This is a genomic window from Flavobacterium pectinovorum, assembly GCF_006438875.1.
Taxonomy (GTDB): Bacteria; Bacteroidota; Bacteroidia; order Flavobacteriales; family Flavobacteriaceae; genus Flavobacterium; species Flavobacterium pectinovorum_A.
Map to the genome: position 1 here is coordinate 199,112 of NZ_RCZH01000008.1, position 16,416 is coordinate 215,527.

12 protein-coding genes and 1 riboswitch are annotated in these 16,416 nt (G+C 35.5%); all 12 genes read right to left on the reverse strand.

Translation table 11 applies throughout. The features are described 5' to 3' along the window. Positions 1–316 precede the first annotated feature (316 nt). Entirely contained in the window at positions 317–1,726 is a 1,410-nt protein-coding gene (locus EAH81_RS13780) for a pyridoxal phosphate-dependent decarboxylase family protein (protein ID WP_140507993.1), read from the reverse strand. Between the two features lie 125 nt (positions 1,727–1,851). Further along, entirely contained in the window at positions 1,852–3,075 is a 1,224-nt protein-coding gene (locus EAH81_RS13785; protein ID WP_140507994.1) for a dicarboxylate/amino acid:cation symporter, read from the reverse strand. A 183-nt stretch (positions 3,076–3,258) separates the two neighbouring features. After that, positions 3,259–3,912: a class I SAM-dependent methyltransferase gene (locus tag EAH81_RS13790; protein WP_140507996.1), complete on the reverse strand. Its 654-nt coding sequence runs from the start codon at positions 3,910–3,912 to the stop codon at positions 3,259–3,261. Positions 3,913–4,149: 237 nt separating this feature from the next. Continuing rightward, positions 4,150–5,106 carry a methylenetetrahydrofolate reductase [NAD(P)H] gene (gene metF, locus EAH81_RS13795; RefSeq protein ID WP_140507998.1) on the reverse strand — a complete coding sequence of 319 codons (957 nt, stop codon included), beginning with the start codon at positions 5,104–5,106 and terminating at the stop codon, positions 4,150–4,152. 151 nt (positions 5,107–5,257) lie between these two features. Beyond that, complete coding sequence (gene metH, locus EAH81_RS13800) at positions 5,258–7,933, reverse strand: methionine synthase (RefSeq protein ID WP_140508000.1); 2,676 nt, start codon at positions 7,931–7,933, stop codon at positions 5,258–5,260. Positions 7,934–8,359: 426 nt separating this feature from the next. Further along, a complete protein-coding gene (locus EAH81_RS13805) occupies positions 8,360–8,806 on the reverse strand; it encodes a hypothetical protein (protein ID WP_140508002.1) in 447 nt (148 codons plus the stop codon). Between the two features lie 36 nt (positions 8,807–8,842). Further along, positions 8,843–9,847, reverse strand: a complete 1,005-nt coding sequence (locus EAH81_RS13810) for a homocysteine S-methyltransferase family protein (protein WP_140508004.1) — start codon at positions 9,845–9,847, stop codon at positions 8,843–8,845. A 390-nt stretch (positions 9,848–10,237) separates the two neighbouring features. Beyond that, a riboswitch (SAM riboswitch) is annotated at positions 10,238–10,352 on the reverse strand. A gap of 340 nt (positions 10,353–10,692) precedes the next feature. Beyond that, complete coding sequence (locus tag EAH81_RS13815; RefSeq protein WP_140508006.1) at positions 10,693–11,052, reverse strand: TfoX/Sxy family protein; 360 nt, start codon at positions 11,050–11,052, stop codon at positions 10,693–10,695. A gap of 295 nt (positions 11,053–11,347) precedes the next feature. Then, positions 11,348–12,400 carry an NAD(P)/FAD-dependent oxidoreductase gene (locus EAH81_RS13820; RefSeq protein WP_140508008.1) on the reverse strand — a complete coding sequence of 351 codons (1,053 nt, stop codon included), beginning with the start codon at positions 12,398–12,400 and terminating at the stop codon, positions 11,348–11,350. Positions 12,401–12,675: 275 nt separating this feature from the next. Further along, positions 12,676–13,257: a bifunctional precorrin-2 dehydrogenase/sirohydrochlorin ferrochelatase gene (locus tag EAH81_RS13825; RefSeq protein WP_140508010.1), complete on the reverse strand. Its 582-nt coding sequence runs from the start codon at positions 13,255–13,257 to the stop codon at positions 12,676–12,678. A 264-nt stretch (positions 13,258–13,521) separates the two neighbouring features. After that, positions 13,522–14,295, reverse strand: a complete 774-nt coding sequence (gene cobA / locus EAH81_RS13830; RefSeq protein ID WP_140508012.1) for a uroporphyrinogen-III C-methyltransferase — start codon at positions 14,293–14,295, stop codon at positions 13,522–13,524. Then, a complete protein-coding gene (locus tag EAH81_RS13835; RefSeq protein WP_140508014.1) occupies positions 14,288–16,378 on the reverse strand; it encodes a HEPN domain-containing protein in 2,091 nt (696 codons plus the stop codon). The genes cobA and EAH81_RS13835 overlap by 8 nt, the downstream gene beginning before the upstream one ends. Between the last annotated feature and the right edge of the window lie 38 nt (positions 16,379–16,416).

Below are 16,416 nucleotides of genomic sequence, written 5' to 3' on the forward strand. Positions count from 1 at the left end.
ACTTAATACAAATAATATTATATTTGCAAGCAGGAACTAAAAAACACTAAATAATGCTCACTATATTAAACATTACAAAAATCTTCTTTTTAAATCCCATTTTACATTATCACAAAAAACTTTGCGATAAATTGGAACAAATCGTTTTACAATAAAAATAGTGTTTTTAATATTGCTAAAAGATCAATCAATATTACCATCCAATACATTTAAGTACTGTATTTAAGATTTTGATTCTTTAGTTTCTATCTTGTTTTTGTTTTTTTTTGAATGAAAGAGCCTGTTTGTAGTTAACAGGCTCTTTCTATTTTTGATATTATATTTCCAAATCCAGAATCGTTTCTTTTAGTTCTTCTATTATAATCTTAACATCATCTTCGGTTGTACGCCAATTCACAAAAGACGCTCTTATTCCTTTACGATTTTGATATACTGTTGGTGTCATAAACACTTTTCCTCTGTCATTTAAAGTTGTCAAAAACTCACTTACTTTTTCCTGATTGTGATTTCCTTTTAAAGTAAAACAAACATTATTCAGACGAATTGGAGCCAGAAGTTCAAAATTACCATTTTCAATAAGAGCATTTCCAAAATGCATAGCGAGATAAGCACTATTTTCTATAACATCCTGAAAACCTTCTTTACCATAAGCCAATAATGAAAACCAAACCGGCAACGCTCTTAAACGACGGGAATTCTCGGGTAATACATTTAAGTAATTAAAATTCTCTAACGGATTTCCTAAATAAGGTGCATTCGAGTTCTGGAATGTTTCTATCTGCAAATTGGTATGCTCTTTTTTAATCAAATAAAAAGCACTTTCATAAGGTACATTTAACCATTTATGGCAATCTATTGTAATACTGTCTGCTCCTTCCCAACCTTCTACAAAATGCTTATATCTATCCGAAACAGCAGCAAAACCACCAAAAGCAGCATCAATATGCCACCAGAAATTATATTTTTCTCTTAGTTTTGAAATCGCCTGAAAATCATCAAAATCTGCCGTGTTAACGGTTCCGGCACTGGAAATCAAAATAAAGGGCTTTCCATTTAAATTTTGAATATTTTGTTCTAAATCGGCTATATCAATTGCTTCACGATTTCCTTCTATGGTTTTAATTGTTGTGTAATTATTACTTCCAATTCCCAACATTGATAATGTTTTTATCGAAGAGGAATGCGGCGTAGCAGATAATATATTAATCGTTTCTGATATTCCGTTCTTTGCAAAGTCTTTTCCTGATTGTGCTCCAAACCATTGTCTTGCCACTCCTAAACAAGTAAAATTTGACATTGTTGCTCCAGTTACAAATCCGCCTAAAAACGAATCTGGCAAGTTTAATAATTGCAGCAACAAATTGATAGTTTCAAATTCTATTAAAGCCGAGTTTCCGCCTTGTCCTTTTATCGACTGCGTATTTTGATCGTAAACTGAAGCTAACCAATCTCCCACAATAGATGCAGGTGTTGATCCTCCGGTTACAAAACCTAAATATCTTGGTCCCGGAGAAGCAACCATTAAAGGCGCTAATCTTTCTTTAAATTCGGCTAAAGCGACGATTGATCCTAAACCTAATTCGTTTAACTCACGAGTTGGGTCGATCGATTCTTTTTTAGAAGTTGGAATGTTCTCCAAATTGTTAAGGAAATCGATTCCCTGTTGTTTTGCTTGATTAAGTATATTTTCGAGATCATTTAGGTCGTGTTGAAGTATTGAATTCATTATATATTATTTTTAATGCTGAGCTGTATAACTTCCTTGTTGCTAAAAATAGCCCACGGATTATACAGATTCAGCGGATTTATGCTGATTTTAATATAATTTGGATTTAATCTGAAGACTTATTATTACCACTTGGTTTTTTCAGAAAATCGCGAGACCATCATAGATGAAATCACATCGCCGTTGGCATTTAATAATGTTGCGATCGGATCAACAAGAGTTCCCAGAATCATGGCGACTGGCAAAGCTTGTTCCATTGGCAATCCGTAAACGGTGATGGCTAAAACTTCTCCTATATAACCTCCGTTAGGAATTCCGCCTTCGACAATCGAAACTATTATGGTAATTCCTAATGCTAAAAGTATGGTTGAAGGTTCTGTAAAATCTTTACCAAACATGGCAAAAAGAAAGGTTATTTTTAGAATAGAAGACATACTCGAACCGTCTTTATGCAAAAGTGCTCCTAGCGGAATTACCAAATTCCGAACATGTTTTGGAATCCCCATTTTTTCGGCTGCTTCAAGATTTGCGGGAATTGTTGCGATGCTACTGCAAGTTCCAATTGCGGTTAACGACGGCGTAATATTATTGCTCCAGAAAACGATAAAAGCTCTTTTTCCTCCCGCCACTAAAGCATACAAACTAAAAAAGACAAAGAAATAAAAAATACAGGCTACATAATAAACGCCCAATGGTTTGGTGTAAACTCCAAATAATTGTGGACCGTAATAACTAACCTGATATGCAAAATAAGCTCCAAGGCCTATTGGAGCCAATTTCATAATCATAGTCAAAAGTTGCTTCATAACTTCGTTTCCAGAATCCAGAAAATTTTTGAAAGCATTCCCCTTTTCTCCCGATTGCAAAGTTGCAAATCCTATTAAAAATGAAAAGATAATAAGCGCCAACATACTTTTTCGGGACAGTAATTCGTAAAAATCATTAGTCGTCAGTAATTGTGCAATTTGATCGCCAACACTTCCGGATTGTATATTCTCCAGCGGAATTTTAGTAATTATAATGTTCTCGTGAATAGGAAAGAGAGAGACAGCGATAATCATTACGATAGCAGAAATAAGAAGTGTTCCTAAAAAAACCGCAATCATTACAACAAATAATCTTCCTAGCTTTTCTGTTTTCTCCAGATTGGCAATGGAGGAAGTTATTGTAAAGAAAACAAGCGGAATAATTGCTGTAAAAAGCAAGTTTAAGAATATATCTCCAACAGGTTTTACAATGGCAACTTTTTCTTTAAAAACTAATCCAAAAATACTCCCGAGTACGATTCCACCTAAAAGCAATAATACACTGCTGTAACTTTTTAGAAAATTGATTTTTTTAACCTCCATAGTTTATCGTATTGCAATTTGGAAATAGAAACGTGAAATAAAAATCAATTAAATTACTCAAAAAAAGAGTACTAAAATTGGTTTGGTTTTTTTTAATGCCACAGATGGAAAGGATTTTAAATGATTTTTATAATCTGTGAAAATCATTTTAATCTGTGGCATAAATATTTAAAATAATAAGTATTATTTTTCCAAAACCAAAGTAGTAAAAACTCTGTCAACCAAATCTCCCATTTTGCTTTTTACTTTCTCTGTCAACGTTTCTTTGTTTATGATTTTGAAAGCCGTTTTCTCTATTAGTTTCTCGGCTTTTTCGGTACTGTAAAGTTCAAATTCAAATTGGGTAAAAGGAAGTTGCTTCATGAAACTTTCTTCGGCAAAAGTGAGGCAAAAAACACCTTTTGGTTGTAAAATCCTGTATATTTCCGAAAGTAGTTTCTCAGGATCCTGCCAGAAATAAAGGGTATTTACCGTAAATATTTTATCGAAAAAATTATCTTGAAACGGAATTACATTTCCATCATAAAGTGAAAAGAAAGCTTGTTTTTGAGAGACATAATTTCTGTTGATCCGGCGCGCTTCCTGATACATTAATTCAGACATTTCAAGTCCGTAGTATTTCAGGTTTTCCGCTTGTTCAAATATAAATTCTACATGCCCCGCATTTCCGTGACCTAATTCCAAAATTGTATTTCCTGATTCTATATGTAGATTTTGAATCGAATGGCGTGTCATGTTGATATTGGTTTCATGCATCATGTTCGCCATTTCAATTCCTTTTTCTCCTGTTGGATGTTTTAGCTGAGCAGCGATCGCTTGTAATTCTTCTTGTTTCATAACTTTTAAAATTAAATTCCAAACTAAAAAATTCCAAATTCCAACTCAAGTTTGTCATTTCGACGGAGGAGAAATCACACTAACATTTCACATCTTTTTTGTCATTCCGAGGAACGAGGAATCTCCGCAAGAAGCTCGACAAAGATTGTCCGCTTTTTTGTACGGAGTTACTTGCGGAGATTCCTCGTTCCTCGGAATGACAATACTGTGTGCAAAGACTAAAACGAGTAAAAAATCTTAAAAAACCTGACTCGCGATCTGACGAATATTCTCAGATTTTCCCATTGAATAATAATGCAACACAGGAACTCCGGCAGCTTTTAATTCTAATGATTGCTGAATTGCCCATTCGATACCAACTTGTTTGATTTCTACATTATTCTTGCATTTATCCACGGCATCGATTAAATCTTCCGGTAAATCAATTCTGAAAATCTGTGGCAAAATTTGTAAATGTCTTTGAACTGCGATTGGTTTAATCCCTGGAATAATCGGAATTGTGATTCCTATTTCTCTTGCTTTTTCTACAAAATTAAAATATTTAGCATTGTCAAAAAACATCTGTGTAACTACATAATCAGCTCCTGCATCTACTTTTTCTTTCAGTCTTTTTAAGTCTGATTGTAAAGATGGAGATTCTAAGTGTTTTTCCGGATAACCGGCAACGCCAATACAAAAATCTGCCTTATTATCGACATCCATAACTTCATGCAGATATTTTCCGCAATTTAAATCGTTGATTTGTCGAACCAAATCAATAGCAAATCTGTTACCTCCAGCTTTTGGAACAAAAGATTGCTCGTCTTTCATTGCATCGCCACGAAGTGCCATTAAATTGTTGATTCCCAAATACTGACAATCTACAAGCATGTATTCTGTTTCTTCCTGTGTAAATCCACCGCAAAGCAAGTGAGGCACGGTATCAACATTGTATTTATGTTTTATAGAAGCGCAAATTCCAAGTGTCCCCGGGCGCATACGAGTCAATTTTTTGTCCAAAAGCCCGTTGCCTTTATCAATATAAATATACTCCTCGCGAGAAGTAGTTACGTCAATAAATGGTGGTTTAAACTCCATTAAAGGATCAATATTATCATATAAATCCTGAATGCTTTTTCCTTTTTGAGGCGGAATAAGTTCAAATGAGAATAGTGTATTTCCTTTGGCGTTTTCTATATGTTCTGTTACTTTCATTATTAGAGTTATGAGTTATGAATTATGAGTTTTGAGTTTTAGTTCGTGTAAAAAATCTGAAATCAAAAAACGTAATCAAATAATCTTCTTGTATTAAAATTATGAAGTGAGTTCTAAATCTAAAATCTGAACTCTAAAATCATAAATTAATTTAATCTGCTATATTAGGGTTTAACCATTTCATTGCGTAATCTGTTGAAACATTACGTCGTTTAGCGTAATCTACCACCTGATCTTCTTTTATTTTTCCAAGTCCAAAGTATTTACTCTTTGGATTTCCGAAATAATATCCGGAAACTGATGAAGCCGGCCACATCGCCATACTTTCCGTCAGGGTTACACCAATTTCTTTGTCAACATTCAAGAGTTTCCAGATCGTTGGTTTCTCTAAGTGATCCGGACAAGCAGGATATCCTGGTGCGGGACGAATTCCTTTATAATTTTCTTCGATCAAATCTTCTGTCGAAAGTGATTCTTGAGGATCATAACCCCAGAAATCCTGACGTACTTTTTCGTGCAAATATTCGGCGAAAGCCTCAGCAAAACGATCGGCTAATGCTTTAACCATAATCGAATTATAATCATCCAAATCTTTTTCAAATTCGGCTGCCCATTCGTCTACACCAAAACCTGTTGTTACACAAAATGCTCCAATATAATCTGTAATTCCTGAATCTTTTGGTAAGATAAAATCAGACAAAGCAATATTTGGTGCACCTTTAGTTTTCTGAGATTGCTGACGAAGTGTTAAGAATTTCTCCAACACTTTTCCGTTTTCGTCACGCAATTCGATATCGTCATCATCAATTTGGTTTGCAGGGAAAATTCCGTAGATACCTTTTGCCGTTAGTTTTTTCTCTGCCAGAATAACTTTCAACATTTCCTGAGCATCTGCAAAAACAGAAGTTGCTTCTTCACCCACAACCTCATCTGTCAGGATTGCCGGATATTTACCGAACAATTCCCATGTTCTAAAAAACGGCGTCCAGTCGATATACGGAACCAAAACATCAAGATCAACTTCGACGATTTGTTTGCCAATTACTTTTGGTTTTGTAGGCGTATATTCAGCCCAATCCAATTGTAATTTATTTTTACGCGCTTGCTCAATCGTCAGGAAGTTTTTGTCTCTGGAACGATTCAAAAACGTTTCTCTAAACGCATCATAATCAGCACGAATATCGCTTGCATATATTTTGCGGTTATGATCCAATAAATTTCCTGCAACGGTAACGGCACGCGAAGCATCGTTTACGTGAATTACAGTTTCTCTATATTGAGGTGCAATTTTCACGGCTGTATGCGCACGCGAAGTCGTTGCCCCACCAATCATAATCGGAATTTTAATTCCTTGTTTGTCTAATTCTTTGGCCAGATACACCATTTCGTCAAGCGAAGGCGTGATCAGTCCGCTTAATCCAATAATGTCTACATTATGTTCAATCGCCGCAGCAATAATTTTTTCCGGAGGCACCATTACACCGAGATCTACAATCTCATAGTTGTTACACGCCAAAACCACCGAAACAATATTTTTACCAATATCGTGAACGTCACCTTTTACAGTTGCCATCAATATTTTTCCGTTTCCGGATTTATCACCGGCTTGTTTACTTGCTTCGATATAAGGCAATAAATAAGCTACAGCTTTTTTCATCACACGTGCCGATTTTACTACCTGAGGCAAGAACATTTTTCCGCTTCCGAATAAATCTCCAACGACATTCATTCCCGTCATCAGATTGATTTCGATAACTTCAATTGGTTTTACAGCAGCCAAACGTGCTTCTTCAACATCTTCTTCAATAAAAGCGTCAACTCCTTTTACCAATGAATGCGTAATTCTTTCCTGAACCGTTCCTAAACGCCATTCCTGAATCGCTTTTTCATCTGATTTTACTTCGCCTTTTACGTTTTCAGCAAAATCTAATAAACGTTCTGTTGCATCGTCACGTCTGTTTAAGATTACATCTTCAACGTGTTCTAATAAATCTTTAGGAATATCATCGTAAATCGAAAGCATTTCCGGATTCACGATTCCCATTGTCATTCCGTTCTGAATTGCGTGGTATAAAAACACCGAGTGCATCGCTTCACGAACGTGATCGTTTCCTCTAAAAGAGAAAGAAACATTACTTACTCCACCACTAATATGTGCGTGTGGCAAGTTATCACGAACCCATTTTGTACCTCTAAAAAAGTCCAAAGCATTCAGGCGATGTTCTTCCATTCCGGTCGCAACAGGGAAAATATTCAAATCGAAAATAATATCCTGTGGCGGAAATCCAACTTTATCAACTAATATATCATACGAACGCTGACAAATCTCAACTCTACGCTCAAAATTATCAGCCTGACCTACTTCATCAAATGCCATGATAATTGCCGCAGCTCCGTAACGTTTGATTAATTTGGCGTGGTGAATAAAGGCTTCTTCTCCTTCTTTCAATGAAATCGAGTTTACAACGCTTTTTCCTTGTACTACTTTTAGACCCGCTTCGATGATTTCCCATTTCGAGCTGTCGATCATGATTGGTACTCTCGAAATATCCGGTTCTGATGCAATTAAATTCAAAAACTTTGTCATTGCATAAACACCATCAAGCATTCCTTCATCCATATTAATATCGATGATCTGCGCTCCTCCTTCTACTTGTTGTCTTGCAATATCAAGCGCCTCGTCATACTTCTCTTCCTTGATTAGGCGAAGGAATTTTCTTGATCCTGTTACATTCGTACGCTCTCCAATGTTTACAAAAACACTAGTTGGTGTAATAATCAACGGTTCTAATCCTGCTAATACAAGGTCTCTTCTATTTTCTGCCATTTTCTTTTTTTCATTTTCCAACGGAATAAATTCCGTTGCTACCAATCAATTGTTCCTATGGAACATTTATTTTCAACGTCATGCTTGTCTTTGCGAGGAACGAAGCAATCTCATCCTAATATTTCAAAATCACCTTCAAGCGATGTACTTTTATAATATTGTTTTGGGCGTGTCCCTCCGGGTCGGGCTATTCGTTTCTAGTCCTCGCTCTTCCTTCGTCAGGCTGTGGGCTATCCTCTTCTATCCCTCACGCGCACTCGGTTTCAAAATTGCTTTTTATTCTTCACGATTTCAATTATCGTTTTTGAAATAAATTTTCTTTTACTACCAACCTGCCATTCCTGCTTTGCTACCAATCTGTCGTTCCTACGGAACTTTTTATTATCAGTTCAACCTGCAAGGTTTTGAAAACCACATAGGAAATGACTATTTCCATTTTGATTTTTCAATATACTTACATGACACACCATCATCATAGATGTAATATTTAGTTTTAGTAAAACCCGCTTTAACTAACGAGATTGAATCAGGTTCTAATTCTTCTTCTAAAACTATATAGTGTTCTTCAGGATTATTTAAATCGTATTTAACTTTATAGAACTTATTCAAAACATCACTGTCGTATTCTTTAACCGTAATCACTGATCTGATTTTTTTATCTAAATAAAAATAATATTGTAATGTATAACCGTACTCATCATGATCTTTGACTCGGGTCATTAATCCTATTGCTTCTCCTTTAAAAGATTTTAAATAATTATCCTGTTTGTCGTTATTATATATTGAATACATCAATAAGCCAACTAATACAAAGAAGAAAATTACCATAGTCCAATTCGGTTTTCTCTCTACTCTTACGTCTTCTTTTATCATTTTTTATTTTCAGAACAAGATAAATTCTCTAACGAATTAAGCAAATACCGGCGCCACACGTGGCTTATAATCCTTCGCAACCTCAGCGATTAATCTGATATGATCCGGAGTTGTTCCGCAACAACCTCCAATTATGTTGATTAAATTATCTTCTAAATATTCTTTGATGAAAGCCTGGGTTTGTTCCGGTGTTTCATCGTATTGTCCGAATGCATTTGGCAATCCTGCATTTGGATGTGCCGATACATTAAAACTAGTATGTTGTGCTAATGTTTTCAAGTATGGCTTCAACAAATCGGCTCCAAGGGCGCAATTGAATCCTACACTTAATAAAGGAATATGCGAAACTGAAATCAGGAAAGCTTCAACCGTTTGCCCTGAAAGTGTTCTTCCTGATGCATCGGTGATCGTTCCTGACACCATGATTGGAATCTCGATATTTCGGTCGTCTTTTACTTCTTCAATAGCGAAAAGTGCTGCTTTTGCATTTAAAGTATCGAAAATCGTTTCTACTAATAATAAATCACATCCGCCATCCATTAACGCCTCAACTTGTTGTTTATATGCAATACGCAAATCATCAAACGTTACGGCTCTGTAACCCGGATCGTTTACATCTGGTGACATACTTGCGGTTCTGTTTGTTGGTCCAATTGATCCGGCAACGAATCTTGGTTTGTCCGGATTTTTGGCTGTAAATTCATCAGCTACTTCACGGGCAATTTTAGCCGATTCGTAGTTTAATTCGTAAACCAAATCTTCCAGAAAATAATCGGCCATACCGATTGTCGTTCCTGAAAAGGTGTTGGTTTCTACGATGTCGGCACCCGCTTCATAATAAGCGGCGTGGACATCGCGAATTGCTTGTGGTTGTGTTATGGATAGTAAATCGTTGTTTCCTTTTAATGGATGTGGAAAATCTTTGAAACGCTCTCCGCGGAAATCTTCTTCGGAGAAATTATAGCGCTGCAACATCGTTCCCATTGCTCCGTCAAGGATTAGGATATTTTTTTTAATTGCTTCCTGAATTGTTATTGCCATGACTTTTATCTTTTAGCGGCTAAGGAGCTAAGGCCCTAAGCTGCTAAGTTTATTGTTTATTATAATCTTTATCTTGAATATATAATACCTAACAGGTTTTTTGAAACCTGTTAGGATACGCTATTTTAATTCACATTAATTCCAAGAATTCACTATTGATGGCTATCTAGCCCCGATTACTTCACTTAATTTCTATTTTCATAGGAGTTCAGTGAACTTCGTTTGAGCCGATATCCTCGCATCCCGATGGCTATCGGGAGGTGAGATAAAGGCGAAAGCGGGAACTGTTGACAGCAAAAATGCGTCAATGATTCGCTCATAATACTGAATTCAGTAAAATAATATTGTATGGTTGTCAGGAAGAGTTTTGAGAAATACTTTTATGTATTTGTGTTATCTATCTTTAATACTATGAATTAGTAAAAAGTAGAATGTAGCACCTTCTTTATGATAAAGGGTTGCTAAGGTTTCATTGGGTCTTTCCCTCCGCCTTTCGTGATAACTTTCAATAAATTTAAGAACAGTGCAAAGGTATGAAATCGTCTAGCGATTTGCAAGTATTTTTTTTTAGTTTCTGAGATTCTATCCCGAAGCCTCGGGACTAAGGTTCTAAGTTTTTTTTAAAACATGCTGAGTTTAATGTTTTTCTTATTTAAAAAGTTCCAGAGGAGCGTAATATTTATAGCTTATGATTGCCAATTCAGCTAAAGCTCCAGCGGAGCGATATCTTATAATCCTAATATTTATATGTCACCCGCCGCGGCGGGTTATGTAAAATGATTTTATGAATTTCTATAAATATTACATCCCGCTGGGATTTATCTACATTATAAATAATTTGGTTCTTATTTCTTCTTGCTTGCTTTTGCAAGAGGATTAAATTCTAAACAAAGCTCTAACCAAAACTCTAAATCCTGATTTCTTTGCCAGCCATTTTCGGTAACAAAAATGTAGTTTTTCATTGGTCTTTCTGAATTTGGCATTGGTATAATGTCATCTCTTTCTAAAGCATCTTCGTAAGCTTTATCACCAATTCTGCAGAGTAAAAGATTTTCTCCTGTTTGTTTGTCCATACGGATTCCGCAACACATTTTGTTATCTACCATGAAAACAAGACCTCCAAACATTCTCTTTTCGAAAAAATCTGCTTCTTTATGTTGTAGAAACGTTCTTATTCTTTGTGCGTTATTTTCGTCGAAAGCCATTTTTTTTTAGTTTATGCAATAAAGATAAAAATAAAAAAGCTCCAGCGGAGCGTAATGTTTATAGCCAACAATTTTATTCGTTCAACAAAAGCTCCAGCGGAGCGGCATATAAAAGTTGGTAATTAATATGTCACCCTGCTAGGGTTTCTGCCCATTAATATTTTAATTTCTATAAACATAACATCCCGCTGGGATTATACATTATAAATAAAAAAAGCCCAAACTAAAAGTTTGAGCTTTATATATAAAAATCTTAGTCCCGATAGCTATCGGGATAGCAACTCAGAACCTTAGACTAAACAATCGCCTTAACAACCGCTTTTGGAGCTTCTTTACGAGTTCCGTCGAAACCGTCTACACCAGAAACTGTTGTGTATTTAAGTACATATTTTTTACCCGGATTGATAATTTGATATGCCGCCTGACACATTAAAGTCGCTTCGTGGAATCCGCAAAGGATTAATTTCAATTTTCCCGGGTATGTATTAACGTCTCCAATAGCGAAGATTCCGGGAATATTAGTTTGGTAATCTAATGCGTTGTTTACTTTAATCGCATTTTTCTCGATATCTAATCCCCAGTCTGCGATTGGGCCTAATTTTGGTGTTAATCCGAAAAGTGGAATAAAGAAATCTGTTTCGATTTTACGGTGTGCTCCGTTTTCTTCGATATCTAACGACTCAACATGCTCAGCACCATTGATTCCGATAACTTCTGCGGGAGTAATTAATTTAATTTTTCCGGATGTTTTTAATTCCTGTACTTTTTCTACAGAATCTAAAGCTCCTCTAAATTCGTTTCTACGGTGAATTAAAGTTACTTCTGAAGCTATATTCGAAAGGAAAATACTCCAGTCTAATGCTGAATCTCCTCCTCCGGCAATTACAACTCTTTTGTCTCTGAATTTCTCCGGATTCTTGATGAAGTATTTTACTCCTTTATCTTCATAAAACTCGATATCTTCAATAAGTGGTTTACGTGGTTCAAAACTTCCTAATCCTCCTGCGATAGCAATAACCGGCGCATGAAATTTAGTTCCTTTGTTTGAGGTTACGATAAAACTTCCGTCTTCTTGTTTTTCGATTGTTTCAGCACGTTCTCCTAATGTATAACCTGGTTCAAACTGTTTAATTTGTTCTTGTAAATTATCAACTAAATCTCCCGCCAAAACTTCAGGGAATCCTGGAATATCATAAATAGGCTTTTTTGGATACAATTCTGAAAGTTGTCCTCCTGCTTGTGGTAAAGCATCTAAAATATGACATTTTAATTTTAATAATCCTGCTTCAAAAACGGCAAATAAACCTGTTGGTCCTGCTCCAATTATTAGTATATCTGTTTTAATCATTATGGTATTTGTTTATAATCATTCTTAATAACACAAAGAAACGAATAATTTATTCTAATTTCAATGATTTATATCATTCATTTCTTTGAGAAACTTTTTACTCTTTATTTTTTAATGAAGCGGTAATTTCGTTCATCTTTTTAACCTTGTCTTCAAAATTACCTTTCAATGTTTTCCTGTATTCATTGAGGTTTTCGACCATTTGATTAATATCCTCCGGAATCATCGGGTTAAAACCCGACGCTACAATATGAACCGTTCCTCCGGAACTCTTACTATTCTTTATTTTTTAACGAATCGGTGATCTCGTTCATCTTCTTAACCTTGTCTTCAAAATTGCCTTTCAATGTCTTTCGATATTCATTAAGGTTTTCGACCATTTTATTGATATCATCCGGAATTACTTCTTCAAAAAATTCCCGTAACCTTTTGGCTGTTGTTGGTGATTTTCCGTTGGTCGAAATGGCAATTTTCACATTCCCTTTCGTTACGATTCCTCCTAAATAATAATCGCATAAATCCGGCGTATCTGCAATGTTGCAAATCAAATAACGCTTTCGGGATAAATGATATACTTTTTTATTGACTTCTAAATCATCGGTGCAAGCGATTACCATATGGCGCTTTTTGAGCATCTTCTTTTTGAACTTCGATTTTGTCAATGTAATCGAAGGATGATTCTCAGCTAAAACCTTTATTTCTAAATGGAAATTTGGCGCTACAACCTCAACATTTGCATTAGGACTCGACTTTAATAAAAAAGAGAGCTTTTCTAATCCAACATTTCCTCCTCCAACAATTAAAACATTCAGGTTGTGAAGTTTTAAGAATATTGGATATAATTCATTCTGTTCCATTTTATTTTATTTTCATCTAATCAAAATTAGATGATTTTTATTTTATCGAATTAAATTCGGTCGTTTTTAACCTAATAAATTTAATTCTTTGCATCATTAGATTGAAATCCGGAATCATAATCTCGCGTTCCCCGGGTTGAAACCCGGCGCTACAATATGAATCGTTCCTTCGGAACTTTATTAACTAACTAATCATCTTTGTCAACATCGGGTAATCCCGAAGCCTCGGGACGACGCTACAATATGGAACGTTCCTCCGGAACTTTATCTTGTAACTTCTTTTGATAAAAATTCTTCGTAAAAGCCTTTTAGTTTATTGCTTTCGCGGACAACTTCTCCCAGAACAATAATTGCTGGCGAACTTAATTTCTTCTCTTTTACAATTTCTAAAATCGAATCTACTGTTCCAACGCCTACTTTTTCATCAGTTGTTGTTCCGTTTTGAATGATCGCTACGGGCAAATTGCCTTTGTTTTCCTTTTGAAATAAATCGATAATTTGAGGCAATTTGTGCATTCCCATCAAAATTACAACTGTTGCTGATGATTGTGCTGCTAAAGCTACATCTGACGATAATTTTCTATCTGAAGTTGTACCTGTAATTGCCCAAAAACTTTCTGAAACACCTCTTTTTGTAATCGAAATTCCCTGACTTGCAGGCACCGCAACTACCGAAGATATTCCTGGAACTACAATCGTTTCGATTCCGAAGCTTTCGATAAATTCTATTTCTTCGCTTCCACGTCCAAAAATAAATGGATCTCCGCCTTTTAAGCGCACTACATTTCCGTATGTTAAAGCATTATCTACAATCAACTGATTGATTTGATCTTGTGTATAAGCGTGATTTCCTATTTTTTTTCCAACAAAAATTTTGATGGCATTTTTAGGAGCGTGTGCTAATATTTCGTCATTCGCCAATGCATCGTATAAAACCACATTTGCTTCAGCAAGTGCTTTTACACCTTTCAGCGTAAGCAAATCCGGATCGCCGGGACCCGCACCAACTAAAGTTACTTTTGGTTTAATATTAAGCATTTGCTAATTCTTGAGCTCTATATTTTTCAATCGTATCAAAAAATGTAATCCCTTCCTGAATGTATTGTTTTGCAAACGCTTCTGAAGGTTCTGTTTGATTGATTTGATATACTAATTCTTTGAATGTTGTTGCCAATTGGATTTTACCTGTTGCAATGAAAACGGTGTCAAATAAATCTACAATTCCTGCATGATTATTTGTTTTTTCGTTTTCAGATAGTAATAATGCTTTTGCACCATTTACAAATCCTGCGTAAGCGTGATAAATCGCATCTGACCATTTTCCTTCGTCGAATGATTCCTGAGCGAAAGTTAATTTATCTTTGGCTTCTAATAATAAAGTAGCTACTAAATCAATCACAACACCGGCACATTCTCCAACTCCAACTGCTTTTACATAATTATCTGCGTTACCCCAATCTACAAAATCAGCTTCGGTTAAATTGGTTACGTCTGCGAAAGGTTTTAAAATTTCATAGAAATATTTCTCTCCTTTTAAATCGTAATAATTAAGGAATTTTTCTCCGTTTGCGTTCGCGTCAAAATCATTTAAGATCGTACGCAATGCATCTGGTCCTCTACGGCTTGGAATTTTGATTACTTTATCAGCAAAACGCCCTGATCCGTTTCCTAATCTTCCTCCTCCTAATAAAACCTGCAATGCCGGAGCTACTAATTTTCCTGAATTGATTGACATTCCCTGAAAACCAATTGCAGACATATTATGTTGTCCGCAAGCATTCATACAACCTGAGATTTTAATTTCAATTTCACGGTTATTTAAGTATTGCGGGTATTCTGCATTTAAAACTTTTTCAAGTTCTTCTGCAATTCCGGTACTACTTGCAATCCCCAAATTACAAGTATCTGTACCGGGACATGCCGTAATATCTGCGGTAGAATTATATCCTAAATCTACAAATCCTAATTTAGCCAGTTCCTGATAAAAGAATGGTAAATTTTCATTTTTTACGTGACGAATTACAATGTTTTGACGCAATGTAAAACGCAATTCATTTGCAGCGTAATTTTTTATTAAATCAGCTAATAATCTTGCTTTATCGGTATAAAAATCTCCTAATAAAACTTTGATCCCAATAGCAGAATAACCTTCTTGTTTTTGAGCAATTACATTCGATTTTTTCCATGCTTCATAAGCTGCAGCATCTTCAATAGTAACAGATGGAACTTCTAATAATGGTTCTGGAATTGGCGCATCAAAAACTGTTGTATCAATTTCATAAGTTTCAAAAGCGATTGCTTTTTTCTCTTTTTCAACCAAATCCATGAAAACATCTCTTCCCATTTCTTTGATTAAAAATTTCAAACGTGCTTTCATTCTTTTGGCACGTTCTCCATATCTGTCAAAAATACGGATCACACCTTCTGCTGTTGGAATGATTTGGTTTGCAGGAACGAATTCCGTAAGCAATTCTGCATGTGCCGGTTGAGATCCCAAACCTCCACCTAACATTATTTTGAAACCACGAACACCATCAACAATCTTCGGAATAAATCCTAAATCATGCAAATAACTCAAAGCGGTATCTTCATCAGATGATGAGAACGAAATTTTGAATTTACGTCCCATTTCCTGACAGATTGGGTTTCTTAGTAAGTATTGAAATAAGGCATGTGCATAAGGCGAAACATCAAATGGTTCGTTTACATCTACACCTGCTAATTCGCTTCCTGTAATATTTCTAACGGTGTTACCACAAGCTTCACGCAAGGTAACATCGTCTTTTGCCAGGTTTGCCCAAAGTTCTGGAGTTCTATCTAAACTCACGTAGTGAATCTGGATATCCTGACGTGTTGTAATGTGCAAACGTCCTGTAGAATATTCATCAGAAACTTTAGTAATACGTACCAATTGCTCGCTGGTTACTTTACCGTAAGGCAATTTAATACGAATCATTTGAACGCCTTCCTGACGTTGTCCGTAGATTCCACGTGCTAAACGAAGACTACGAAAACGCTCATCATCAATTTTTCCTCCACGGAATAAATGAATCTTTTTTTCCAAATCGATAATCTCTTTTTGAACTATCGGATTTTCTATTTCTGTTCTAAAACTTTCCATTTTTATTTACGCTTTAGGCTTTAAGCTATACGCTCTAG